Annotated in this window: 28 protein-coding genes and 2 other annotated features; of the genes, 24 read left to right on the plus strand and 4 right to left on the minus strand. The window is 37.1% G+C overall.

The window, feature by feature from the left end; genetic code table 11:
- Positions 1 to 56: 56 nt before the first annotated feature.
- The 15 genes from glmS to ACEPSS_RS05405 all read left to right on the plus strand — a co-directional run bounded on the left by glmS (position 57) and on the right by ACEPSS_RS05405 (position 14,067).
- Positions 57 to 1,871, plus strand: a complete 1,815-nt coding sequence (gene glmS, locus ACEPSS_RS05335) for a glutamine--fructose-6-phosphate transaminase (isomerizing) (RefSeq protein WP_395318057.1) — start codon at positions 57 to 59, stop codon at positions 1,869 to 1,871.
- A 66-nt stretch (positions 1,872 to 1,937) separates the two neighbouring features.
- Positions 1,938 to 2,072, plus strand: a complete 135-nt coding sequence (locus ACEPSS_RS05340; RefSeq protein ID WP_014081844.1) for a hypothetical protein — start codon at positions 1,938 to 1,940, stop codon at positions 2,070 to 2,072.
- A 16-nt stretch (positions 2,073 to 2,088) separates the two neighbouring features.
- Complete coding sequence (locus tag ACEPSS_RS05345) at positions 2,089 to 2,403, plus strand: hypothetical protein (protein WP_395318059.1); 315 nt, start codon at positions 2,089 to 2,091, stop codon at positions 2,401 to 2,403.
- Positions 2,404 to 2,478: 75 nt separating this feature from the next.
- Complete coding sequence (locus ACEPSS_RS05350) at positions 2,479 to 3,522, plus strand: lactonase family protein (protein ID WP_395318061.1); 1,044 nt, start codon at positions 2,479 to 2,481, stop codon at positions 3,520 to 3,522.
- 17 nt (positions 3,523 to 3,539) lie between these two features.
- Entirely contained in the window at positions 3,540 to 3,782 is a 243-nt protein-coding gene (locus ACEPSS_RS05355; protein ID WP_395318063.1) for a hypothetical protein, read from the plus strand.
- A 47-nt stretch (positions 3,783 to 3,829) separates the two neighbouring features.
- Positions 3,830 to 4,025: a binding site (T-box leader), on the plus strand.
- Positions 4,026 to 4,069: 44 nt separating this feature from the next.
- Positions 4,070 to 5,464: an asparagine--tRNA ligase gene (gene asnS, locus ACEPSS_RS05360; RefSeq protein ID WP_395318065.1), complete on the plus strand. Its 1,395-nt coding sequence runs from the start codon at positions 4,070 to 4,072 to the stop codon at positions 5,462 to 5,464.
- A gap of 106 nt (positions 5,465 to 5,570) precedes the next feature.
- Entirely contained in the window at positions 5,571 to 6,980 is a 1,410-nt protein-coding gene (locus ACEPSS_RS05365) for an MFS transporter (RefSeq protein ID WP_395318067.1), read from the plus strand.
- A gap of 74 nt (positions 6,981 to 7,054) precedes the next feature.
- On the plus strand, positions 7,055 to 7,711 hold the full coding sequence (locus tag ACEPSS_RS05370) for a class A sortase (protein WP_395318069.1): 657 nt from the start codon (positions 7,055 to 7,057) through the stop codon (positions 7,709 to 7,711).
- A gap of 336 nt (positions 7,712 to 8,047) precedes the next feature.
- Complete coding sequence (locus tag ACEPSS_RS05375; RefSeq protein WP_395318071.1) at positions 8,048 to 9,241, plus strand: MFS transporter; 1,194 nt, start codon at positions 8,048 to 8,050, stop codon at positions 9,239 to 9,241.
- Positions 9,238 to 9,495, plus strand: coding sequence for a chorismate mutase (locus tag ACEPSS_RS05380; RefSeq protein ID WP_395318073.1), 258 nt, complete (start codon positions 9,238 to 9,240; stop codon positions 9,493 to 9,495). Before ACEPSS_RS05375 ends, ACEPSS_RS05380 begins: the two co-directional genes overlap by 4 nt.
- Positions 9,496 to 10,656, plus strand: coding sequence for a chorismate synthase (gene aroC / locus ACEPSS_RS05385; protein ID WP_395318075.1), 1,161 nt, complete (start codon positions 9,496 to 9,498; stop codon positions 10,654 to 10,656). It begins immediately after the preceding gene.
- Between the two features lies 1 nt (position 10,657).
- Positions 10,658 to 11,185 carry a hypothetical protein gene (locus tag ACEPSS_RS05390; protein ID WP_395318077.1) on the plus strand — a complete coding sequence of 176 codons (528 nt, stop codon included), beginning with the start codon at positions 10,658 to 10,660 and terminating at the stop codon, positions 11,183 to 11,185.
- Positions 11,182 to 12,477: a 3-phosphoshikimate 1-carboxyvinyltransferase gene (gene aroA / locus ACEPSS_RS05395; RefSeq protein WP_395318079.1), complete on the plus strand. Its 1,296-nt coding sequence runs from the start codon at positions 11,182 to 11,184 to the stop codon at positions 12,475 to 12,477. The genes ACEPSS_RS05390 and aroA overlap by 4 nt, the downstream gene beginning before the upstream one ends.
- 6 nt (positions 12,478 to 12,483) lie before the next feature.
- A complete protein-coding gene (locus tag ACEPSS_RS05400) occupies positions 12,484 to 13,566 on the plus strand; it encodes a prephenate dehydrogenase (RefSeq protein ID WP_395318081.1) in 1,083 nt (360 codons plus the stop codon).
- Positions 13,567 to 13,569: 3 nt separating this feature from the next.
- Positions 13,570 to 14,067, plus strand: coding sequence for a shikimate kinase (locus tag ACEPSS_RS05405; RefSeq protein ID WP_395318083.1), 498 nt, complete (start codon positions 13,570 to 13,572; stop codon positions 14,065 to 14,067).
- Positions 14,068 to 14,102: 35 nt separating this feature from the next.
- On the opposite strand, the gene ACEPSS_RS05410 is transcribed toward ACEPSS_RS05405, so the two are convergent.
- The 3 genes from ACEPSS_RS05410 to ACEPSS_RS05420 all read right to left on the minus strand — a co-directional run bounded on the left by ACEPSS_RS05410 (position 14,103) and on the right by ACEPSS_RS05420 (position 16,643).
- Positions 14,103 to 14,546 (minus strand): hypothetical protein, encoded by a 444-nt coding sequence (locus ACEPSS_RS05410; RefSeq protein WP_395318085.1) that lies wholly within the window; start codon positions 14,544 to 14,546, stop codon positions 14,103 to 14,105.
- A gap of 134 nt (positions 14,547 to 14,680) precedes the next feature.
- On the minus strand, positions 14,681 to 15,256 hold the full coding sequence (locus tag ACEPSS_RS05415; RefSeq protein ID WP_395318087.1) for an anthranilate synthase component II: 576 nt from the start codon (positions 15,254 to 15,256) through the stop codon (positions 14,681 to 14,683).
- Entirely contained in the window at positions 15,240 to 16,643 is a 1,404-nt protein-coding gene (locus tag ACEPSS_RS05420; protein WP_395318089.1) for an anthranilate synthase component I family protein, read from the minus strand. The genes ACEPSS_RS05415 and ACEPSS_RS05420 overlap by 17 nt, the downstream gene beginning before the upstream one ends.
- A 53-nt stretch (positions 16,644 to 16,696) precedes the next feature.
- Positions 16,697 to 16,946 (minus strand) — a binding site (T-box leader).
- Between the two features lie 546 nt (positions 16,947 to 17,492).
- Between ACEPSS_RS05420 and trpD the strand changes: the two genes are divergently transcribed.
- From trpD to ACEPSS_RS05465, 9 genes are all read left to right on the plus strand, one after another.
- On the plus strand, positions 17,493 to 18,512 hold the full coding sequence (gene trpD, locus ACEPSS_RS05425) for an anthranilate phosphoribosyltransferase (protein ID WP_395318091.1): 1,020 nt from the start codon (positions 17,493 to 17,495) through the stop codon (positions 18,510 to 18,512).
- 2 nt (positions 18,513 to 18,514) lie between these two features.
- Positions 18,515 to 19,294, plus strand: coding sequence for an indole-3-glycerol phosphate synthase TrpC (trpC, locus tag ACEPSS_RS05430; protein WP_395318093.1), 780 nt, complete (start codon positions 18,515 to 18,517; stop codon positions 19,292 to 19,294).
- Positions 19,287 to 19,862, plus strand: coding sequence for a phosphoribosylanthranilate isomerase (locus ACEPSS_RS05435; RefSeq protein WP_395318095.1), 576 nt, complete (start codon positions 19,287 to 19,289; stop codon positions 19,860 to 19,862). Before trpC ends, ACEPSS_RS05435 begins: the two co-directional genes overlap by 8 nt.
- A 9-nt stretch (positions 19,863 to 19,871) precedes the next feature.
- A complete protein-coding gene (trpB, locus tag ACEPSS_RS05440) occupies positions 19,872 to 21,062 on the plus strand; it encodes a tryptophan synthase subunit beta (protein ID WP_395318097.1) in 1,191 nt (396 codons plus the stop codon).
- Positions 21,055 to 21,825: a tryptophan synthase subunit alpha gene (gene trpA / locus ACEPSS_RS05445; protein WP_395318099.1), complete on the plus strand. Its 771-nt coding sequence runs from the start codon at positions 21,055 to 21,057 to the stop codon at positions 21,823 to 21,825. The genes trpB and trpA overlap by 8 nt, the downstream gene beginning before the upstream one ends.
- Positions 21,826 to 21,915: 90 nt before the next feature.
- Positions 21,916 to 22,746, plus strand: coding sequence for a helix-turn-helix transcriptional regulator (locus tag ACEPSS_RS05450; protein ID WP_395318101.1), 831 nt, complete (start codon positions 21,916 to 21,918; stop codon positions 22,744 to 22,746).
- A 65-nt stretch (positions 22,747 to 22,811) separates the two neighbouring features.
- On the plus strand, positions 22,812 to 23,222 hold the full coding sequence (locus tag ACEPSS_RS05455) for a hypothetical protein (protein ID WP_395318103.1): 411 nt from the start codon (positions 22,812 to 22,814) through the stop codon (positions 23,220 to 23,222).
- Entirely contained in the window at positions 23,215 to 23,931 is a 717-nt protein-coding gene (locus ACEPSS_RS05460) for an SDR family NAD(P)-dependent oxidoreductase (RefSeq protein WP_395318105.1), read from the plus strand. The genes ACEPSS_RS05455 and ACEPSS_RS05460 overlap by 8 nt, the downstream gene beginning before the upstream one ends.
- Before the next feature lie 115 nt (positions 23,932 to 24,046).
- Positions 24,047 to 25,183 carry an ArgE/DapE family deacylase gene (locus tag ACEPSS_RS05465; RefSeq protein WP_395318107.1) on the plus strand — a complete coding sequence of 379 codons (1,137 nt, stop codon included), beginning with the start codon at positions 24,047 to 24,049 and terminating at the stop codon, positions 25,181 to 25,183.
- 56 nt (positions 25,184 to 25,239) lie between these two features.
- On the opposite strand, the gene ACEPSS_RS05470 is transcribed toward ACEPSS_RS05465, so the two are convergent.
- A complete protein-coding gene (locus ACEPSS_RS05470; protein WP_395318109.1) occupies positions 25,240 to 25,584 on the minus strand; it encodes a DUF805 domain-containing protein in 345 nt (114 codons plus the stop codon).
- Positions 25,585 to 25,618 lie beyond the last annotated feature (34 nt).

Here is a 25,618-nt window from a genome sequence, read left to right on the forward strand (position 1 = left end):
ATAAATAAAAAATAAACGGTATACATCTATACCAATTTAAAAAAGAGGAATTTAATATGTGTGGAGTAGTTGGAGTTGCAGGAAACGATAATGCAACCGAAATTTTAGTACATGGATTAGAAAAGTTACAATATCGAGGCTATGATTCTGCGGGAATCTTCGTCGATAGTGCCAAAGGACCAGATTTTTTAGTTAAAACCACTGGAAGTATTGCTGATCTTCGCAAGAAACTAGGTGCAGAAGTGCAAGGAACTTCTGGAATTGGACACACGCGTTGGGCAACTCATGGGGGCGTTACCATTGAAAATGCGCATCCTCAATTTTCCGATGACGAACGTTTCTTTTTAGTTCACAATGGTGTGATTGAAAACTTTAAACAACTTAAAGATGACTATCTTCAAGGAGTTAAGTTTCACAGTCAAACTGATACCGAAGTTGTGGTTCAATTAATTGATAAATTCTCTAAAGCAGGAATGAGCACCGAAGCGGCTTTCAAGAAAACCATTTCATTACTAGATAACTCATCTTATGCTTTTATCTTAATGGATAAAACTGAACCTAATACTTTATACGTGGCCAAAAACAAAAGCCCATTACTAATTGGTCTAGGTGACGATTGTAACGTTGTATGTTCTGATTCAATCGCTATGCTTGATGTAACCCATACGTTTATGGAAATCGAAGATGGCGATGTGGTAATTGTGAAACCCGATCGTGTAGTGGTCACTGATGTTGATGATAACGTGGCAGAACGGAAACAATTTGAAGTTGACGTTGATCCAAGTGATTCAGAAAAAGGGGTTTACCCTTATTACATGCTTAAAGAAATTGATGAACAACCTAATGTAATGCGGAAACTTTCTAAAGAATATTTAAACGAAAATGGAACTCCAGTAATTGATGAAAAATTATTGGAAGCCATGAAAAATTCTGATCGAATTTACATTGTGGGTGCCGGAACTAGTTACCATGCTGGTTTAGTTGGAAAAATGCAATTAGAAGCCTTAACGGGAATTCCAACTGAAGTACACGTTGCTTCCGAATTTGCTTACGAAAAACCACTACTTTCAAAGAAACCATTCTTCATATTCCTATCACAAAGTGGAGAAACAGCTGATAGTCGCCAAGTCTTGGTGAACGTTAACAAAGCTCATTATCCAAGCTTGACCATCACAAACGTTGCTAATTCAACGCTTTCTCGGGAATCGGACTTTACCTTATTGTTAAATGCGGGTCCTGAAATCTCAGTTGCATCGACCAAAGCTTATACTGCACAAATTGCCTTAGAAGCAATTTTAGCTAAAGCAGTAGGAGAACACATGGACAACCAACGGGCCAAAGATTTTGATCTTAAAGCTCAACTAAGTTTGGTTGCTCAAGGGATGCAAACGATTGTTGACGAAAAAGACCAAATTGACGAAATTGCACAAGATTACTTCGTGAATGCGAAACAAGCATTTTACATTGGTCGGGGAATTGACTATACGGTTTCATTAGAAGCTGCTTTAAAATTAAAGGAAATTTCATATGTCCATGCTGAAGGTTTTGCCTCAGGTGAATTGAAACATGGAACGATTGCTTTAATTGAAGAGGGAACTCCAGTCATTGGCATTATTACACAAGGCTTTACAGCTGGCTTAACTCGAAGCAATTTAATGGAAACAGCTGCTCGGGGTGCAAAGACGTTAACGATTGTGAGAAAGAGTCTCGCAAATGATGACGATACTTTTGTAATTCCAGATGTTGATGAACTCTTAACGCCATTATTAAGCGTCATTCCTGCACAATTATTGGCCTATTACACCAGTTTAAATAAAGGGTTAAACGTTGATTTACCACGGAACCTTGCCAAGAGTGTTACGGTAGAATAGAATTAAGGGTTACAAAGGGAATTGTGAAAACAATTCTTTTTTTGTAGCAAAAATGAGGTGAATAGAATGAAATTTACAAAACGCAACAAACAAAAAAAGCACGATCGTAAAGAAGAAACTTGGAATAAATTTAAAGACCAACAAAATAAATTAAATGCCAATCGAAAAGGCGTTAAGTCAGTGACAAAACAACATTGGTAAAATAGTGGAGAATTAAATGGCAAAAAAGAGTAATGAAACTTTAACTTTAATTGAAGAAATTACGAAATTAGACGGTAGTAAATATCTTGAAATTAGTAACATGGTCCAAAATGGACGAGCTGAGTTAGCAGCTGAACGCGGCTATATTAAACAAGTGCGAATTTTACAAATTAACATTCCGCATTCCGTTCATGTAATTAATTATGAGAATTACATCAACGAAAATTATGAAATGCCGACGGAAGCAATGACGGAGTTTACTGAATGGGAAAAGACTCCGGAAATGGATCAAGAAGTCGCTGCAATTTTACGCGAAAATCACATTGGTTAATTTATGAAACCGGTTTCTTTACCGAATTCACTGAATATGGGATAATGGAAAAAAAGAGATGGGGGAGTTACAACGATGATTGAAAAGTTTCTGGTTGGTACGTATACCAAACAGCAAAGTCAAGGAATTTATCAAATTGAGTTAGATACCGATAAAAAAGAATTACAAAATGCTGAATTAGTTGCAAAAGCTGGTTCACCAACTTATGTAGCTGAATCTAAAGCCCACAAGGTCTATGCCATTGATAAAGAAGTTGAAAATGATCAGACAAGGGGGGGACTGCTAGCTTTTGACAGTGCTAAAGTTCCCTTTGCAGAAATTCAAGACGTGACTGAAGCAGGTAGTAGCCCTGCTTATGTAACCGTTGATGAACTACATCAAAATGTTTACACGGCAAACTACCATACGGGGAATGTCCACGTCTTTAAGATTAATGCTGACGGTACTTTAACCGAAACTGATCGCGTTCATGATCTTGGCGAAGTTGGTCCACGGCCTGAACAAGCGAGCGGTCCTCATCCTCATTACATTGATTTAACTTATGACAACCGGATTGCCGTTTGTGATCTTGGGTTAGATAAAGTTTATCTCTATGATTTATCAGATCAAGGAAAACTTCATTTAGTTAGTGAAACTACGCTAGCTCCTGGATTTGGTCCCCGTCACATTCAATTTATCGAAAAAACTGGTAAAGCTTATTTAGTTGGGGAACTTTCTAGTCAATTAGCCGTCCTTGATTACAATGAAGAAACGGGTGAACTAGCGGTTCAACAAGTTGTTTCAACGATTCCTGCTGAATGGACTTCGCACAATGGAGCAGCAGCAATTCGGATTTCTGCTGATGACCGCTTTGTCTATGTTTCTAATCGGGGAAATGATAGTTTAGCAGTCTTTGAAATTTTAGCGGATGGAAACGTGAAATTAATTCAATTAATTTCGATTGAAGGTGAATTTCCTCGTGACTTTACTTTCAATCGTGATCAACACTTTGTGGTAGCAGTAAATCAAAATACCAATAATGCTACTTTGTATCAACGAAATCCAGAAACTGGTAAATTAACCATGATTCAAAAAGGTTTTGCGGTTCCTGAGGGAACTTGTGTCATGCTTCGAAAATAAACTTAAAAGAGGTTTTTATGATGGCTGAAAGTAATGTAGAAATTGCAATTCAAGGAAAATTAGATAAGATTTTTGCTGATTATCCTTTAACTCCTCGTTTGGAAATGTTAAAGATTGAGTTCAAACGTACTTTAATGCAAGATGCTGCGGTAAAAGTAACTGATGGCGCTGAACCAGTTGATGCCGTTCGTGAAGCTTTTCAAGATTTTGTTGATTTACGTCATCAAATCAACGAAGTGCTTTTTACGGCAGAAAAATAATTGCAAAAAGCAGTTTGGTATTGTATATTTTAAGTAAGCTAAGTATGGCAAACAGTGGAAGAGTAACTTAGATGATTTCTATGTAGCGAGTTAAGGATAGTGAGAGCTTAACTAGATGTCTAAGTGAAGAACATCCATGGTTATTTGGTTGAAAGACCAACGGCAGCAACCCGTTATTGTTGTGGAAAGTTGGTTTATTAAATTAAACAATTTGGGTGGTACCGCGAAGATTTCGTCCCTTGTAGACGGAGTCTTTTTGTTTTGCCAAAATTAAAGGAGAGATTATCATGAAGGACGTTTTAGTCAAAGATTTATATACTAAGCCACGCGATTTTGGCGATGAATCAATTACAGTTTCTGGTTGGATTCGGACTACGAGATCATCAAAGAAAATTGCATTTATCGAATTAAACGATGGATCATACATTAAAAACATTCAAATTATCGCTAAACGAGATGGTTTGGATAATTATGAAGATGTCACTAAATTACCAATTAGTTCTACTTTAAAAGTGACTGGTAAATTAGTTGAAACTCCAGATGCCCAACAACCATTTGAATTACATGCTGAAGCAGTTGCCATTGAAGGGGTTTCTGATCCAGATTACCCACTTCAAAAGAAAGCTCATTCACTTGAATATCTAAGAACGATTGCTCATTTACGTCCACGGACGAATACCTTTTATTCAGTCTTTAAGATTCGCTCTTTAGCAGCCTTTGCGATTCACGAATATTTACAAAAGAACGGTTTTGTTTATGTAAATACGCCAATCATTACTAGTAGTGATACTGAAGGAGCCGGAGAAATGTTCCGGGTTACTACTTTAGATGATCAAAATACGCCACAAACAGATGATGGTAAAAACGACTACAGTAAAGACTTCTTTGGCGAAGAAACTAATTTAACGGTTAGTGGACAACTTCAAGTGGAACCATTTGCCTTGGCATTTCGTAATGTTTATACTTTTGGCCCCACTTTTAGAGCAGAAGATTCTCATACGAAACGACACGCCGCTGAATTTTGGATGATTGAACCAGAAATGGCTTTTGCAGAACTTCCTGATGTTTTAGATCGCTCAGAAGGACTTTTGAAGTATGTGGTTCAATATCTATTAGACAATGCGCAAGCCGATTTACAATTTTTAAATTATAACGTTGATCATGATTTGTTAGACTTATTGCACAAGACGGTTGATGAAGACTTTGCTCGGATTACCTACACGAAAGCCATTGAATTATTGGAAAAAGCAGAGGTTGATTTTAAATTCCCAGTTAAGTGGGGAATTGATTTCAATTCTGAACATGAACAATACTTAGCTGAAAAAGTCTTTGGAAAACCAGTTTTTGTAACTGATTATCCTCGTGATTTTAAAGCCTTTTACATGCGTGACAATGAAGATGGTAAAACCGTTGCCGCAGTTGATTTACTCGTTCCTCGAATCGGCGAATTAATTGGGGGAAGTCAACGAGAAGAACGAGAAGACGTTTTAGAAGCTAAAATGAAAGAATTTGGCTTACCACGGGAAGAATACGAATGGTACTTAGAACTTCGTAAATACGGTGGCACGAAACACTCTGGTTTTGGAATTGGATTTGAACGACTCTTGATGTACGTGACTGGAATGGATAACATCCGTGATGTGATTCCTTATCCACGTGTCCAAGGAAGCATTAATTTCTAAAGGCACTAAAGAACGCTAAATGCGTTCTTTTTTTATGGAAAAAAATATAGTATAATATAATTTGTAATAATTATAATTTGAACTGAATTCGAAAGGGATGTAACTTATGGAAAAAAAACACACGATGAGTCCCTTAACACGTTTCTTATTTATTGCAACGATGTTAATTGGAACTTTTACGATGTCAATTAGTCAATCATCACTGTCAACGGCTTATCCAACTTTAATGACTTATTTTGGAATTTCAGCTGATACGATTCAATGGTTGACAACGGGTTTTATGATTGTCATGTGTATTACAATGCCAATCAGTCCCTGGTTATTAAATAATATGAGTTTTAAACGCTTGTTTGCCTTAGTATTGATATTATTTGATCTTGGGACTTTAATTATTTTCTTTGGAACTAGTTTTCCCATGGTCATGTTAGGACGAGTAATGGAAGCTGCGGCAGTCGGGGTCCTTTTTCCTTCTTATCAAACCGTCTTGCTAGAAATTACTCCTGAAAAAAAGCGGGGAACTATCATGGGAGTTGCTGGACTAGTGATGGGTTCTGCGTTAGCCTGTGGTCCGATTATTTCTGGAATTGTGCTTAATTATACGACCTGGCGTGGACTATTTGTGTTCTTCATGATAATCATTACGTTAGTTTTACTCGTTTCCTTTTTCGTTATGAAAGACGTAATGGCCAGAAAAGAAACGAAGTTAGACTGGCTATCAATTTTCTATACGTTAGGTTTAGTTGGACTACTTTATTTCATCTCAGAAATTGGTCATCCCAATGCGAACTACTTGAATTTGGGAATTATTTTAATCATTTCCTTAATTATGTTGAGCTTGTTTGTGCATCGTCAACTGACCATTAAGAATCCTTTGTTAGATTTATGGGTGATGAAGAGTTTTAATTATGATTTGTCAGTCCTTTTAACTGGATTTTCTTACATCTCATTAATTGTCGTAACCATTATTTTTCCGCTTTATTACCAACAAGTGCTCCACGTTTCTCCATTCATTTCAGGAATGGCATTGGTTCCAGGAGCCGCTTTACTAAGTTTCTTGAACCCCTTAACTGGAACTTTAGCTGATAAGTTTGGTTTTAAGTCAACCATGATTTTTGGAATGTGCATGATTGTAGTTGGTTGGGGCTTATTAACTTGCCTCCATCTAACTAATATCTGGGGCATGATTTTAATCGCCATGTTAATTGAAGGAGGAAATGCCTTCGTGATGATGCCAGCGGTTACCTTAGGGGCTAATTCACTCCCTGATGATTTGATTTCACATGGGACTGCCGTGATTACCACCATTCGGCAAGTGTTAGGTTCAACGGGGGTAACAGTAGCAACCTTAATCTTGGTCAACTTTACCAAGATGGCCACTAATTCGGGTAAATCGTTACCACTTGCGAACCAGTTTGGTTTTCATGCTGTTTACGTAACGTTCTTTATAATTGCCGTGATTGGTTTAGTAATTGCATTCATGATTCGGAATACGCAAAAAACTAAGCAAAGTGCTTAATTTGTGATATTATAAGTTAAATAGTTCAAAACAGGCCATTTGTGAATGGCCTGTTTTATTTGAGGAGAATTTTAATGGCAACTAAGACAAAAAAACAGCGCTTAAAAAGATTTTTTAACTATCTAATTTTATTAGTCTTGTTAGTAATTGGTTTGGGACTAACTTTTAACTCACAAATTGAAAGTTTTTGGTTGGGAATGCGATCAAACCAAAAGGTAAGTAGTTTAACCAAAAAAGAAGTTAAAAAAGGGGAAGCTAAAAAAGGTAACTACGATTACAAGGCGGTTTCAGCCGTTTCTGCTAAATCAATCATGGAAAGTGAAAAAGCCCGTCACGAAAATGCAATTGGTAAAATTAAATACCCAGCTGTAGGAATTAATTTACCCATTTATAAAGGCTTAAATTCGGAAACCCTTTTCTTAGGTGCAGGAACGATGAAACCGGAACAGCAAATGGGTAAAGGAAATTATGCGTTAGCTAGTCACCATATGGATGATCCTAAACGCCTTTTTTCACCACTAACGAAAGCCAAAAAGGGACAAATCATTGAACTTTCTGATTTGAGTAAAACTTACAAATATAAAGTTACCAGCGTTAAAAACGTTAACGAAAAAGATGTTGGGGTGGTTAACGATGTCCCCGGTAAAAAACAAGTTACTTTGATTACCTGTACCAAGCCAATTCCGGGAATTACCGAACGAATTGTGGTAACTGGAGAGTTAATCAAATAAATTTCTTAACGAATGTTGACAAACAATTATATATATGGTTAAATTAAGATAAATTAGAAGAAAGGAATTTTAATGATGAATAATAATTGGCAACCCACAAATATTTTATATATTGCCTATGCTTGGTTTATGTAGCCATTCGCATTCACTTTAGATGCGGATGGGAACATCTGTATCTAAGCTTGGGTTGTTTGTCTTACTCGACTAGATACTAATTAAGGTCTAGTTGAGTGAGATAATGGATTTTTCTATTTTCAGATTAAAATTTCTTTTACGAATTTTAAAGCTCACTAGACAATTAATTGTTTAGTGAGTTTTTTGTTTGAAAGGGGATAAATGATGGAAATCACCAATGAAGTAAACTCCAATAAATTTAGATTATCAATGGGGTTATACCTAAATTACTTTGTCCATGGCTTTGCTTTAATCATTTTAGCGCAAAACATGACTAGTTTAGCGCATAGCTGGCTAACCACGATTGCGATGGTTTCTTATGTAATTTCCGGAGTGGGAATTGGACGTTTAATTGCTTACCCAATTTCGGGATTTTTAGCAGATCGGTTTGGTCGCAAAACTTTTGTTTACTTAGGCATGTTAGCCTATTTAATTTTTGCCTTGGGGATGGCCTTTACCAAACAAATTTGGCTTGCTTATCTTTTTGCCATTTTTGCTGGAATTGCTAATTCTTTATTAGATGCGGGAACGTATACCACGTTGGTCGAAATTAATGATGGTCAAGGGCAAGGAACCGTTTTACTAAAAGCCTTTATGTCAGCTGGTGAATTCATTTTGCCAATGTTAGTGGCCTTCTTAGGCACACACCAACTCTGGTATGGTTGGTCATTTATGGTAATCGTCCTGATACTAGTGCTTAATGCGTTAATTTTATTTCCAGTAAAATTCCCCAAACCAAATCAAACTGATCAAACTAGTAACACTGGGGTTGCACAAACACACTCTGCACGCAAACTAGTCATGACCGGATCTTTATTAGGCTATGGCTATACCTCAATGGCAGTTATGATTTTGTTTACCCAGTGGATTACCCTGTATGCTAAAGATGTGTTGCAGATGACAGAAGTCATGTCACATTTCTTACTATCGTTATATAGTATTGGCTCAATTACTGGAGTTTTAGTTTTATTTTGCCTCCTTAAAATGAAGTTGCCAGAAAATAAATTAATGTTAGTTCTTAACATTTTGGCAGTAACATCGCTACTAACTATTTTAGTAACTAGCAATGTTTTTCTTATCGAAGTTGCCTGTGTAGTTTTTGGATTTTCAGCAGCTGGAGGCGTAATGCAAACGGGATTGACCTTATTTATGAAATTATATCCAACTCATCGAGGGGCAATTACCGGAAGTTTTTACTTTTTTGGCAGTTTAGCGTCTTTCACAATTCCGATTATTACCGGTTGGTTATCTAAAAATAGCATTGCTAATGCCTTTCGGTTTGATTTTGTAATTGGAATTTTAGGATTAGTTTTAGTAATTATTATGATGTTTTGTAGTAGGAGGGAACGCGGATGAGTCTAGCCCACGAACGTGATAAAATTGATGCAATCAATCACCAGTTAGTTGAATTATTACTGCAACGATTCTCTGTTGCAGATAAAATTAGCCAACTAAAACAGGCTGAAGGATTACCAATTTTAAACCCGCAACGGGAAGCAGAAGTTTTAACCAAAATTGAAACAATAACAAATGGTTCAGCATATACTGAATACATTAAGCAGATTTTCGTGACCATTATGAATGAAACCAAAAAATCGGAGGACAAATAAATGAATTACATTACTGCAGGAGAATCACATGGACCACAATTAACCGGAATCTTGTCAGGAATTCCGGCTGGGTTACACTTAGATATTGCTGAAATTAATGCGGCTTTAAGTGCTCGTCAAGGAGGCTATGGTCGGGGTAATCGGCAAAAAATTGAACATGATGAAGTTCAAATTGTCGGAGGCGTTCGGCACTCAGTTACGCTCGGAAGTCCGATTGCTTTAGTGGTTAAAAATCGGGATCATGCTCATTGGGACAGCATTATGAATCCGACTGATGAAGCCAACGACAAAAATACTTTACGAAAAGTAGAACGGCCCCGCCCTGGTCATGCTGACTTAGTCGGTGGGATGAAATACCGGCATCGTGATTTAAGAAATGTCTTAGAACGTTCATCTGCTCGTGAAACCGCAATGCGCGTGGCAATTGGAAATATTTGTAAACAATTATTACGGGAATTAGGCGTTAACGTTGTCGGTTACGTTGAACAAATTGGCCAAGTAAAAAGTGCTGGAACTCCAACTAATGTCGCTAAAATTCAAGCAGCCATTGAAAAGAATGACTTACGGATGTTAGATGACAAAGAAGTTAACGAAATTCATGCTTTAATTGATGAAACTAAGAAAAATGGTGACACTCTAGGGGGAATTATCCGCGTAGTTGCAGAAAATATGCCCGCTGGAATTGGAAGCTACGTGAACTGGGATACTAAATTAGATGCCAAATTAGCGGCAGCTGTAGTGGGTGTGAATGCGATGAAGGGTGTCAGTATCGGGGACGGTTTTAAAGTAGCTACGCAATTTGGTAGCGAAGTTATGGATCCAATTGCCCACGATGATGATGGTTGGAATCGAATGAGTGATAATCTTGGTGGTTTTGAAGGTGGAATGACCAACGGCATGCCAATTATTGTTAAAGCAGCCATGAAACCAATTCCAACGCTTTACCATCCGCTTCAAACCGCTGATATTAACACTAAAGAAGTCAAAAAAGCTAACGTAGAAAGATCAGATACGACTGCGATTGTACCGGCTTCATTAGTAATTGAATCAGTCGTTGCGATTGAACTTGCCAAAGCAATGACCGCTACTTTTGACGATAACAGCATCGAACGGATGAAAGAACAAGTACAAGCTTATCGTGAAGAATTGAAAGACTACTAAAATGATTTTGCATACATTAGGACCAGAAGCAACTGATAGTAATGCTGCGGCAAAATGGTATGCAAAGCAGCATCCTGAAATTAAAATTCAGTTGCATGAGAACTTTTTAGCGATATTAAACCACTTACAAGATTATCAAGGTGATGAAATTTTAATTCCCATGGCTTATCAAGATGCGGAAGGGAATAGTCTCGGCGACTACCATTATCGCTTGCTGGGAAAAATGCAGTTAGTTGCAACTTTTTTGACCGAGCTCAATCCAATTGTAATAATCGAAAATCAAAGTCAGAGCCACAAGTTATATACGCACCCAGCAACCCTTGAGCTTGCCAAACAATACCAAAGAGATTTTGAAATTGAGTTAACTGATAGCAAATATACAGCGTATCAAAATTATCAAAAAGACGGCAAACTAGTGATTACTAATCAAAAAAATATTCAGACGTTAGCACCAAACGAAAAAATTTTACAGACCATTCATAGCAAAATGGGCTGGTGTGTTTACCAAATTGGAGGAAAGATTTCATGAAAAAGTTAAGTTCTGCTGCCAAATCAGGACTCCACGGGACGATTGTGGTTCCTGGTGATAAAAGTATTTCCCATCGGGCGATTATGTTAGGGGCAATCAGTGAAGGGGACACCATGATTACCCATTTCTTAGAAGGGGAAGATTGTTTGAGTACCCTGCAAGCTTTTCGTGATTTAGGCGTTAAGATTGATAAAACGGCTGATCAAGTTGTGGTTCATGGCAAGGGGGAAAATGCGCTTCATCAGTCAGAGCAACCACTTGATATGGGAAACTCGGGAACCACCACGCGCTTAATGATGGGTTTATTAGCGGGATTACCTTTTGCTTCAACGCTAATTGGGGATGCTTCTTTAAGTAAACGGCCGATGAAACGGGTTAGTGAACCATTGAAAGCCTTTGGAGTTACCGTTGAAACAACTGATGGAAAATTACCGGCCACGGTAAAGGGTGGATCAGTGCATGCAGCGAATTATCAACTACAAGTCGCCAGTGCCCAAGTTAAGAGTGCTTTGATTTTAGCCAGCTTGTTTGCCGAGGAACCGTCCACGATTATTGAAGCATTACCAACGCGGAATCATACGGAAATTATGTTGCGCCAATTTGGTGCGGATGTTAAAACGGCATCTGACGATTTAACCATCACCGTCCAACCCCATCCGCAGTTAACGGGCCAAAACATTTATGTTCCTGGTGATATTTCTTCGGCAGCCTTTTTTATGGTAGCCGCAGCAATTATTCCTGGCTCTGATGTCGTTTTAAAAAAGGTTAATTTAAATCCGACACGAACGGGAATCTTAAAGGTGTTAGAAAAAATGCAAGCTGCTGTGACTGTGACAGACTTACCCAGTGCTGGGGAACCAATTGGTGATATTCGGATAAAAGTAAGTCACTTAAAGCCAATTACTTTGACCGCTGAAGACGTGCCAGCACTAGTCGATGAAATTCCGCTAGTGGCTTTATTAGCTGCTTGTGCGGATGGTGTGAGTGAAATTAGCGGGGCGGAAGAACTGCGGGTCAAAGAAACGGATCGGATTGTTGCGATTGCTAATGAATTACGTAAATTAGGGGTTAAAGTAACTGAAAAGCCCGATGGAATGACCATTATTGGGCAATCGAGTTGGAAGATTAACAATCATCACTTAGATAGCTATGGAGATCATCGGATTGGGATGATGACTGCCATTGCTGCCTTAAGAACTGACGAAACTTTGTATTTACAAAATCCCGACAGCATTAACATTTCTTATCCCAACTTCTTTGAAGATTTAGCAAAAATTAATCAGGGAGCGTAACTTAAAATGACAACTGTTTTTGTAAAGGGCTTAGGGTTAATCGGTAGTTCCTTAATTCGGGCGATTAAGCTTAGCCATCTTGATATAAAAGTGATTGGTGCAGATCAAAATCAAAGTAGTGTTAATTATGCTTTGAATCATCATTTAATTGATGAAAGTTCAGCTGATTTAGCCAAAGCAACTCAAGCGGATTTTATTATTTTAGCCACTCCAGTTTCTCAAATCATTGCAGATATGCAGACGTTAGAAAACTTACCGCTCAAAAAAGATGTAATTGTCACGGATGTTGGAAGTACAAAACAAACCATTATGCAAGCAGCTCAGGGATTAGCAAAACATGGAATTACGTTTATCGGTGGCCATCCGATGGCTGGATCACATAAAACAGGAGTCACGGCTGGAAAAGCAAATTTATTTGAAAACGCCTTTTATTTTCAGGTAAGTAATGGCAATGAACAAGCTGAGCAAAAACTCCACTGGCTTTTAGCGGGCACGAAAGCTAAATGGCTAACGGTTAGTCCAGTTCAACATGATAAAATTGTGGCACAAATCAGTCATTTACCGCATATCATTGCTTCTGGATTAGTTAATCAAACTAATTTAACTTTTCAAAATGAACCCTTAGGCATGAATTTAGCGGCAGGTGGTTTTAAATCAATTACGCGAATTGCCTCTGCTGACCCAGAAATGTGGAATGCTATTTTAATGAACAATCAAGCGGTAATTTTACAACAATTAGATGATTATCAAGCAACTTTGAAAGCTTTACGGGAACATTTAGCTAGTGGTGATGAAGCCTATTTGAAAGATTATTTTCAAACCGCCAAAACTAGTCGCGATAAATTAAACGTACAACCCACGGCACCGACTGGCTTTTTTGATTTATTTTTGGATTTACCTGATCAAGTGGGGCAATTAGCCAAAATTACGAGTCTGTTAGCTGAGGCCAAAATTGGTTTAGTTAACTTACAGATTCGCGAAATTCGCGAAGATACCAATGGAATTCTACAATTAACTTTTAGTAATGAAAAAGAGCTAACAGCAGCCGCAAGTATTTTAGAGAAGCAATATCAGTTAGTTAGGAGATAAGACATGAAGGTAATTTTAATTGGTTTCATGGGCAGTGGAAAATCAACGATTAGTAAATTACTGGGGCAAAAGTTAAATTTAGAAGTTCGTGATCTTGACCAAGTGATTATGGATTATGAAAATTCATCAATTCATGATATTTTTCTAACCAAAGGCGAGCCTTATTTTCGAAAACTAGAATTTAAAATGTTACAACAACAAGTTAACTTTGATGGGATTTTAGCCACTGGTGGGGGAACCATCATCAATGATAATTGTGCTAGTCACGTCAAAAACTTAGATGTCCCTGTAGTTTTGTTAGAGATTTCAGACGACACCATTGCAAAGCGGTTAGGTCATCAAGCCGGTCGACCGATTGCAAGTTCTAAAACTGCCGCAGAATTGATTGAGTTAAAACATGACCGCAATGGCCGTTATCATGAATGCGCTGATTTTGTGGTTCAAACTGACCAGAAAAATCCGCAGGAAGTAGTCGAAGAAATTATCAAATATTTAGAATAAAAAATAAGCGTGCTTCTGTGATAGAAGGACGCTTATTATTCAGCGGAAATTAAATTAACGTTGATGATTTCAGGTAAATCATTAATTTCATCCAGCATTTCGTGGAAAGAATCACGGAGTTGATGGGTATCAATGGTAAAATTAATGACGGCTTGCTTGTGGATGGGAAGAGTCATATTAAGGGTAATGACGCTGGCATCATATTTGGAGATAACGGTTAGAATTTTACTCATAACTCCATATTGGTCATTAATCCGCACACTAAAAATGATCTTTTTACTTAGTTCACTATCGTCATAATCGGAAATTAGCCCCCGATATTTATAAATTACATCACGACTAATCCCAATTTGTTGGGCTGCGCTGCTGATGCTCTTGGCTTTGCCAGAATCTAATAATTTATAGGCTTCGACAACTTTCGGTAAAATAGTCGGGAGTAATTCCTTATTGACGATGTATTTTTTATCGATGGCAAACATCTCTTTCTGAATTGATTTCTTGTAATCTAATCATAATATGTTTATAATTTTAAAACAAGTGAATTTTAAAATGAACAGATTGTATAAAAAACAAAAATAAATGATGGGCGGTCAAATGCCTATCATTTATTTTTTTAAATAGTTGCTAAAAAATTACTAATGATTTTTTTACCCAATGCGGGATCAGTTAAGATTGATTCAGGATGGAACTGTACACCATACAATTGTTTAGCTGGAATTTCAGCTGCCATTAATTCATGATTTTTATCAACCGCGGTGATGTGAAATTCAGCGGGAAGCGTCGCAATTTCACCGACTAGGGAATGATAACGGGCCACCGTTCCAGTTGACGGGCAATCTTTAAATAAAACACTCTGATTATCTAACTCCAGGACGGAAGTTTTACCATGCATTAGGTGTTTAGCAGGGACAATCTGACCGTTTAAGGCTTGAATCATTACTTGGAGTCCCATACAAACCCCTAGCATCGGAATTTGGCCTTGGAGTTCATGCACGACGGCTAAACTAATTCCAGCATCATCGGGATTTCCGGGTCCCGGGGAAAGAATGATAGCTTGCGGATGGAGGGCTTTAATTTCTGCGACCGTTAATTCATCATTTTTGATGACTTTAATGGCTTGAGTAAACTGACCGATGAGTTGGTATAAGTTATAGGTAAAACTGTCATAGTTATCAATTAAGAGAATCATGATTTAACACCTCCGTTTTAGTTGTTTTTCGTAATCCATTTACGATCACTCTCGATTTATTAAAACATTCTTGATATTCGTGGTCAGGAATACTATCGGCGACAATTCCTGCTCCGGAGTGTACCGTTAAATGTTTACCTTTTTTGTGAGCTAGGCGAATCCCAATCGCGAAGTCACAGTCCCCATTAAAATCAAGATATCCAAAGGTTCCACCGTAAATTCCACGATGCTGTTGCTCTAAGTTCCCAATAATTTTCATTGCGGAAACTTTTGGTGCCCCAGATAAGGTACCAGCAGGGAAAACGGCATTTAGGGCATCTAACGCTGATTTATCAGGGGAAATTTGACTTTCCACCGTCGATGCTAAATGCATAACTTGTTGATATTTCTTTAAGACCATATGCTCCGTTACGTGAACAGAATTGAATTGACTCACAGCGCCTAAATCATTGCGGCCTAAATCAACGAGCATATTATGTTCGGCAATTTCTTTGGGATCAGTGTGTAATACATTCGCAAATTTTTGATCTTCGGCTTTATTTTTGCCCCGACGACGAGTTCCTGCCAGTGGAAAGGTTGCTAAATTAGTCTTGATTTTTCGTAATAAAGTTTCTGGTGAGGCAGTGACCGTTTGAAAATCGCCTAAACTAAAGTAAAAATGGTAAGTTCCCTGAAGTTGTTGATAGAGTGCCAATAAATCTCCAGTTGCTTCACCTTGCAAAGGATTAGATAAAATCATTTGGAAAATATCACCGCGATAAATGTGTTCAATGGTTTTGTGAATCAATTTTTGATAAGTGGGTTTTTTAAATTTAGGGGTTAATAATTTGGTGATGTTTAACTCTGGATAGTCAATGAATTGCGCTTGTAAGTTAGTTAATTCAGTTTTTAAAGCAGTCAAAGTTGGTTGAGTTCCGCTTGGCAGATTTTGAATTAAGGTGACTTGGTTAGTTTCGGGGTTAAAAGCAATCACTTCCGTAAATAACATGAAAGCCGCATCATCTAAGTTAAAAGGATTAGCAACTTTCGGATAATTAGGAATGTTATCTTTGACGTAATCGTAGGCAAGGTAACCGACTAGTCCTCCCGAAAAAGGTAAGGGGGTTGCTTGATTATCAAACTGATAGTCACTCATTAATTTTTCTAAATAAGGTTTTAGTTTACCGGGTTTAACTTCTTGATTCGTGTTAATGACACCAGCTTTGTAGGTAATTTTTAGTTGCGGGTGAAGTCCTAAATAAATTAATTTAGTGGATTCCAAAGTAGTTTGATTATTAATATCTAAGAGATAACCATCTTGTTTTTGCATCCGCAAACTAGCCATAATTTTGCTAGGGGAGAACTGGGAATCTTGATATTGTAAAATGTGTTGTTCGTATTTTGTCATGAGATGACCTCCTAAAATTTTGGATAAAAAAAGCCCGTCCATAACAAATGATTGTTAAGGACGGACAATTTATCCGCGGTGCCACCTTAATTGAAATTAGCCAAAAAGACTAATTTCCGCCTTAGCAAGGAACTAACATTCCTCCGGAAACTTACGTATTCCAACACGTCACTAGGTAATCAGCATAAGCTTTTATTAGTGCCCTCAGTGGTCCATTTAACTACTTGTTTCTTACTGATATCCCACCATCATCAGCTCTCTTAAAAGGCATCGTAGTCTTGATCTCCACGTCAACGGTTTTGATAACTCGGTCATAAGTTATCGACGGTTAACTGCTTAATTTATTTTCCATAGATTAAAACATAAAACCAAAAGTGTCAACTAAAATAAAAAAATAAATTAAATGGTTGACAGGATTAAATATACTGGTTATGATTAATAAAAATTAAATACGACCCAAAAGAAACCATTGAGATGGAGATTAAAACTAATGTGCACGCCCAGAGAGTTGCCGGTGCTGAGAATGGCAATCGAACGCAGTTAGTTAAATGGACCATCGAGGGCAAACCTGAAAGATTTTCGAGTATGGTTTGACGTTCAGACATACGTCAGTTGTCGGGAGGATGTTAGTCCTCTGCTAAGTGTGGGTTAAAATCGATATCATTTTTGGATACCGTATTTTTACTCAAATTCAAGGTGGCACCGCGGGAAACCGTCCTTAACTAATCGTTAGTTATGGGCGGTTTTTTTGTATTTAAAATTAAAGGAGTGGGAAAAATGGAAATGAGACGATGGCAAAACTACTAATTAATGAATGAAGATCACTTATAAATTAGTAGGAGAAGAAAAATGATTAAAAATGCAATCGAATTATTAAGTAAGCACCAAGATTTAACTGCTAACCAAGCAGAACGGGTTTTAGACGAAATCATGAATGATGAAGCTAGCGAAATCGAAAAGTCCGCCTTTTTAATGGGACTATCTATGAAAGGGGCGACCATCCCTGAAATTTCTGGGGCAGCGACTTCGTTAAGAAAACATGCGACGCAAATTAAACCAAATCATCCCGTGCTTGAAATTGTGGGAACGGGTGGCGATCAAGCCAATACGTTCAACATTTCTACGACAGCGGCCATTGTGGTAGCAGCAACGGAAATGGTTCCCGTTGCCAAACACGGTAATCGGGCAGCTAGTAGTAAAAGTGGTGCCGCTGACGTGTTAGAAGCCTTGGGGGTTAATTTAATGGTTAGTCCAGTCCAATCCGAAAAAAGCTTAGCTGATAATCACATCTGTTTCTTATTTGCCCAAAAATATCACCAAGCCATGCGCTTTGTCGCTCCGGTTCGTAAGGATTTGCAAATTCCCACTATCTTTAATTATTTAGGACCACTAGCTAATCCAGCTGGAGCTAGTTATCAATTACTGGGTGTGAATGATGAAAAATTAGTTGAACCAATGGCTCACGTCTTAGATCAATTAGGTGTGACGAATGCCATGGTCGTCCACGGAAACGATGGATTAGATGAGGTGACATTAACGACGACCACTAAATATGCCAAGTTACATCAGCATGAAATTACCACTGGTGAAATTAATCCCGAAAAATTAGGGTTAACCCTTTGTCAACCAGTAGACTTAGTTGGGGGAACCCCAGCAGAAAACGCGGCAATTACGCAAGCTATTTTAAATGGGAAACGTGGTCCAAAACGCGATGTGGTCGTCTTAAACGCAGCCTGTGCGATTCAAATTGTAAAACCAGAATTGAGCTTAGCTGAAGCCATGCACATCATCACTGAAACAATTGATACTGGGAAAGCTGCCCAAAAGTTACAAGATTTTATTGTAGCGACGAATCAAGTAGAGGAGTAATCATGATTTTAGATGATTTGACGAAAGCAACGCGGGCACGGATTGCAAAAGCCAAGCAAGAGTTGCCGCTAGCAAAACTGAAGCAACAAATTGATTTTGACCAAATTAATTCGGACTTTCCGTTTGAACGAAAATTACGTCAACCAGGAATTAGTTTTATCTGTGAAATCAAACGTGCTTCTCCATCGAAAGGCGATATTAAAACTAATATTGATGTTGCAGCAATTGCGAAAGCTTACCAAGTTGCGGGGGCGACTGCAATTTCGGTTTTAACAGAACCCGACTACTTTAAAGGGACTTTAACTGATTTACAACAAGTGACCACTGAAGTAACGCTACCGGTTTTACGCAAAGATTTTACCATTGATCCATATATGATTTATCAAGCCAAAGCCGCGGGAGCAAGCGTGATTCTACTAATTTGTGCCATTTTAACTGATGAGCAATTACAGGAATATTTTGCGTTAGCTAATCAACTAGGGTTATCCGCAATCTTTGAAGCCCACAATGAACATGAAATTAAACGTGCCCTTAAAGTTGGGGCACGAATCATTGGGATAAACAATCGAAATCTAAAAAACTTTACGGTTAATCTAGATAATGCTAAACAGTTACGCAGCTTGGTTCCAGACGAGGTTCTCTTTATTTCTGAGAGTGGGATTAAGTCTCATGCAGCAATTGCCGAACTGGAAGCCCTGGGAGTAAACGGCGCTTTAATTGGAGAAACGATGATGCTAGCGGATGATAAAGACGCAAAGTTAAAGGAATTAGCTAATGGTTAAAATTAAGATTTGTGGCATCCAGACTTTAGCCGATGTCGAAAAGGTTAATCAAGTACAACCAGAGTTAGTTGGATTTGTTTTTGCCCCCAGTAAACGGCAAATTGATGCAACTACGGCCCAAAAATTACGGCAGCACTTAAACCCTGAAATAATTTCGGTCGGGGTCTACGTCAAGCAAAGTTCCGACATAATTAAAGCTGCTTTAGAACAGCAAATAATTAGTCAAGTGCAGTATTATGGAAAACTACCAGATGGTTTAGCCACTATGATTCACCAGTTACACGGACAACTAATTCAAGTAATTACTGATAAAAACCACATTGACGCCGCAGCTGATTATGTCATGTTTGATGATAGCCAGGGACGGGGGTTAGCACCCAAGACGTTTAGTCCCCATCATTTAAGTAAACCAGAGTATTTATCTGGGGGAATTAATGTAAAAAATGTTAAAACAGCGGTAACCATGGTCAAACCAGTGGTGGTCGATGTTTCGAGTAGTACCGAAACGAACGGCCAGAAAGATTTAGCAAAAATGCAAGCACTCACGAACCTAGTACATGAATTATAGGAGAAAATAATGACTAAAAAAACGGGAAAATATGATATTTATGGCGGACAATATGTACCAGAAACATTGATGCATGAATTAGGCGTAATTGAAAAGACCTATTTAGCTGCCAAAGATGATCCAGAATTTCAAAAAGAGTTACATGATTTGTTAAACAATTATGCTAACCGTCCTTCACTTTTATACCATGCTAAACATATGTCAGAAGATTTAGGCGGGGCGCAAATTTATTTAAAACGGGAAGATTTAAACCATACCGGAGCGCACAAGATTAATAACGTAATTGGTCAGGCTTTATTAGCTAAACGAATGGGGAAGAAAAAGCTAATTGCAGAAACTGGAGCAGGGCAACATGGAGTTGCAACGGCAACGATTGCTGCATTAATGGGCATGGAATGTGACATTTATATGGGGAAAGAAGATACGGAACGCCAAAAATTAAATGTTTTTCGGATTGAATTATTAGGTGGACATGTTCATCCAGTTACCAGTGGTTCAATGGTCCTTAAGGATGCCGTGAATGCGGCGATGCAAGCTTGGGTGGCTAACGTAGAAGATACGTTCTACGTGTTAGGTTCAGCTGTGGGACCGCATCCGTTTCCTTTAATGGTCCGTGACTTTCAAAGTGTCATCAGTAAAGAAGCAAAACAACAAATTTTAGCAAAAACGGGGAAATTACCTGATGCAGTTGTTGCCTGTGTGGGTGGAGGAAGTAATGCGATTGGGAGTTTTGCTGACTTTATTGCCGATGAAGATGTGCAATTAATTGGTTGTGAAGCAGCGGGAAAAGGAATTGAGACTGGTCAGCATGCGGCTACCTTAGAAAAAGGGAGCGATGGAGTTTTTCACGGGATGAAATCTAAATTTTTACAAAATCAAGATGGCCAAATCGATGAAGTATATTCAATTTCAGCTGGATTAGACTATCCTGGAATTGGACCGGAACATGCTGCGTTAGCAAAATCTGGACGAGCTCAATATGTTGGAATTACTGATGAAGAAGCCGTCCAAGCCTTTGAATACATTGCTAAAACAGAAGGAATTATCGCTGCTATTGAAAGTTCCCATGCCATTGCGTACGTGCAAAAATTAGCACCAAAGATGCGAAAAGATCAAATTATTATCTGTACCATTTCTGGTCGTGGTGATAAAGACGTGGCCCAAATTGCCAAATACAAAGGAGTAGGTATCAATGAGTAAACTAAGTGAAATTTTTGCGAACCAAAAAGCGTTTATTGGGTTTGTGGTGGCTGGTGACCCGAGCATTGAAGCCACCGTTGCGAATATTTTAGCGTTAGCAAAGGGTGGGACCGACTTAATTGAAATTGGAATTCCCTTTTCTGATCCAGTCGCGGATGGCCCCGTGATTGCAGCAGCTGACAAACGGGCGTTAGACCGAAAAGTTAATACCGATGATGTTTTTGAAATTATCCGTCGAGTACGAGAAAAGTCTACTGTGCCATTGGTATTTTTAACTTATGCTAATTTGATCTTTAAAACGGGCTACGATGAATTTTGTCGTCGCTGTGCGGACTTAAATGTGAGTGGGATGATTGTACCTGATTTACCATTTGAAGAACAGGGTGAATTATTGCCCAGTATTGAAAAATATCATTTAGATCTAATTCAATTGATTACACCAACTTCGCAAGAACGAATTGAAAAGATTGCGCAAAGAGCGACTGGGTTTATTTACGTAGTTTCATCAACTGGGATTACGGGAACGCGGGATGAATTTAAAACTAATTTAAAAGCTTTAACTGATAACATTAAAAGTTACACCGATACGCCAATTGCAATTGGCTTTGGCATTCACACCCCTGAACAAGCACAAGAAATGAGCGAAATTGCGGATGGCGTGATTGTCGGTAGTCAAATTGTTGATTTAATTGATAAAAATGGGAAACAAGCTCCAGCTAAATTAACGGAATATGCAAGAACAATGAAAAACGCAATTAAATAATAAAAGCCTCAATAACGTTAAATCCTTGTTATTGAGGCTTTTTTCTAATATTATGATTTTAAAAAATAATTACTAATAAGGAACTTAATCGTGGAAACTATTAATTTGGGAACAACGATCAAAGTACAACGGAAAAAGCAGCATCTTTCTCAAAAAGAACTTGCAACTGACATTTGTACGCAACCAATGATTTCAGCAATTGAAAATAATAAATATATCCCTAATGGAATTATTCTAATGAAAATTTTACAAAGATTAAATGTAAGTTTAAATGAGATTAATTTAGATGGAAATTTTTCAATTAGTAGCAAACATGAAGTTAACCAACAGATGGAAAACTTTTGTAATACTCACCAATATCAAAAACTATACCAATTGCTAATCAGCGAAGAAACGCAAAATTTAATTGATAACGATTTACAAACTCAAGCATATTATTACTATTTAGCAATTGCTATTTTACAAACAACGGGGGATTTATCAAAAGCAATTCGGAATTTAAAACTATCATTAGCTGCAAAAACCAATTCTGAAAAATCAGAACTGTTAATTAGACTTGTGAAAGTATCATTAGCTTATATTGCTAGTTTACAAAATCAGCCTAACAAGATGAATAATTATATTGACGAAGCTTTAACTGGGATGAAAGATTTACGATTTAATAAAGATCAAATTGTTATTTATTATTTAGCAGCACTAAGTAAATACGAATTAAAAGATTATTTAACCACCATTACCTTAATTGATAAATTAATTAGTTTTGCGACAGAATATAATTCTCATTATATGTTAGCTAATGCATATTACCTCCTAGCTTTAGCAGCTGCAAAAACTGATCAAACTGTTTTATTCAAAGAAGCACAAGCACGTGAAAAGATGCTAAGTTCTTTGTTTGGTGAAAAGATTTTTAAAAAAATATAAGAACTCTAATTATCTTTAATTTTAAAGATTGGATAAACTGACCTCAATCATTAAAGGAGGTCATTATGAAAACGATAGTTGAAAATGAAGTTTTTATTCCAGTTGAACCGCAGCAAGTAATTGAAAAATTAGCTAACTTAGGTGATTTAATTAGATGGATTCCAGATGTAAAAGTTTCAGAAATAGATGAAAATACTGTTTCGATTACTAGAAACAGTGCTGCCGTGAATCACAACGAAATACTTTCAAGACAAGTTGAAGGTGATCAAGTTATTTACACAAGTACGGGTGGTCGAATTGAATATGTTTTGGCGTTTAAGGTTTGTTCCGAAAATAATGATACTATAATTGTTGAAGAGTTCATTTTAACCAATGAAATTAATTTGCCAATTACATTGTTTAGGCCAGTTATTAAACATGCTTTTAAAGTTAATTTACAAAATTTAGCTAAAATTATGGTAAATGATAATGAATAAAAATATTGTAATAACCGGTGGGACTTCAGGAGTTGGATTAGCCATTGCTAAAGATTTATTAAACTATCAGGATGTAAATTTAATTTTGATTGGAAGAAGTTTACAAAAAGGAAAACTAGTTAAAAGCCAGCTTGGTCAACGAGTTAAGTTTCTTCAAAGTGATTTAGCAGATCCTAGTCAAGTTAAATTAGTAGCTGAAAAAATTAAACAACTAGTTAGTAAAGTTGACGGCTTAATCTTATGTCATGGGGTTTATCCCGTTAATGCTACCCAAAATCTGCAAAATAATCTTTTAAGTCATTACAAGTTAGTTGAAAATTTAATCTCTGTTTTACAGCAAAGTAAAATCTTAATTGTGACAGGGAGACCCAGTGCAATTAAGTTACTACCAATTTGTCAGCAACAAAATAATACATTAGAAATGATTGCTTGGGAATTAACGCATAAAACATTATTAATGAAATTTTTAGCAAACCAATTTAAAGCTAGTGAAACCATAGTTAATAGTTTTTATCCTGGAGATGTAAAAAGTAATTTAATGCCATATACCAGGGGATTAACTGAAAATGTAGTGACAATTGTGAGTCACTTATTATTTGATGAACCATATCAAAAGCAAACTGGTCGTTTTTATGATAATTTTGGAAAAGAAATTGAATTATCTAATCAGTATAATGATAATCAAAAGCTAATTGATTATTTAAATTAAATGAAAAAAGAGTGAAATCACAATCATCATTCGTGATTTACTCTTTTTTGATTGAAACAAATTTACTTTTTCATTAATTTCATGTATTCTTGTTACAACGAAAGGACGAAATGTAATGAATAAAAATGAAAAAATTAAGCTGCTAGCTGACTTAGTTGCAATTCGTTCAGTGAACGATAATGAAGAAGCAGTTGCAGAATATTTAGCTGCCTTTTTAGATAAATATGGGATTGAATCAGAAATAGTCCAATATGCCCCACACCGGGCTAATTTAGTCGCTGAAATTGGTAGTGGGCAGCCAGTTTTAGCTTTTAGTGGACACGAAGATGTTGTTGATGCGGTCGGTGATTGGAATACAGATCCTTTTGAATTAACTGAAATTGCTGGAAAACTATATGGTCGGGGAACTTGCGACATGAAGAGTGGTGTTGCCGCAATGATAATTGCCCTGATTGAATTGAAGCAAAGTCAAACTCCTTTTAAGGGAACCATTAAACTGCTAATCACTTTAGGTGAAGAAGTTGGTGAATTTGGTGCCGAACAATTAACGGAACAAGGTTTTATGGATGACGTCGATGGTTTAATCATCGGAGAACCAACGGGGTACAAAATTTGTTATGCCCACAAAGGTTCGTTAGACATTCAGTTAAAGGCGATGGGTAAAATTGCACATAGTTCGATGCCCGATTTAGGAAACAATGCCTTACAAAATATGTTAGATTTATTGTCCCTCATTAATCAAGAAATTGGGGACGTTGAACATACTGATCCTGAAACCGGAAAGTTTTTATTTAACTTTACCGTGATGAAGGGTGGAACCCAAGTTAATTCAATTCCAGGAACAGCTGAAGTTCAATTGAATTCGCGGACCATTGACGATTTTAATAACGAAAAAGTTATTCGAATTATTGAAGATGCCATCAAAAAATTAGAAAAAACGGATCCTAAATATCAATTTGCCATGGAAATTTTAATGAATTTGCCACCAGTTGATGGAGATAAAGATAATTCATTAATTAAACTTGGCCAAAAGATTGGTGAAGAAGTCACTAAGGAAAAGATTTCTTTATTTGGTGGGTCTTATACGACTGACGCGGCTAAATTTTTAGTTAAAAAACCAACTGATTTTCCGATGATAATTTTTGGACCAGGAAATTCATCACTCCACAGTTCTAACGAATATATTACTGAAGAAATGTACTTTAATTTTATTGAAATTTATAAAAAGCTCATGATTGAAGGGCTTAAATAATCACATACAAAAAAGAGAGAGGCCATCAGCCTTTCTCTTTTCTCTAAAAAATCAACTTAGTTCCGACGATTTGCCGTATTAGGTAAAATCATTAAAATGAAAATCCAAATGTTACCAATGATGGGAACAAATTGAATCCAAAACCACCAACCAGAGTGGTTAGAGGCATGTAAGCGACGAACTGTAACTGAAATATTTCCCACCCAAACTAAGGCGAAAACAATCGTATAAATAAACGTTACGAATTGGCCTGATGTAGATCCAGCCGTTAAGCCAATGATCCAAGCAAAAATAATTGCTAAGGCAAAGTTGAAAAGGAAGGGAACGAAAAATTCTAAACGAGTTGCTGTTCCACTAAAGTTGAAAATGTTATTCCAAAAGTTGCGATATGCTTTAAACATATGTGTCCTCCTATTAATTAACAATTTAAACAGT

This window comes from Fructilactobacillus frigidiflavus (assembly GCF_044054575.1).
Taxonomy (GTDB): domain Bacteria; phylum Bacillota; class Bacilli; order Lactobacillales; family Lactobacillaceae; genus Fructilactobacillus; species Fructilactobacillus frigidiflavus.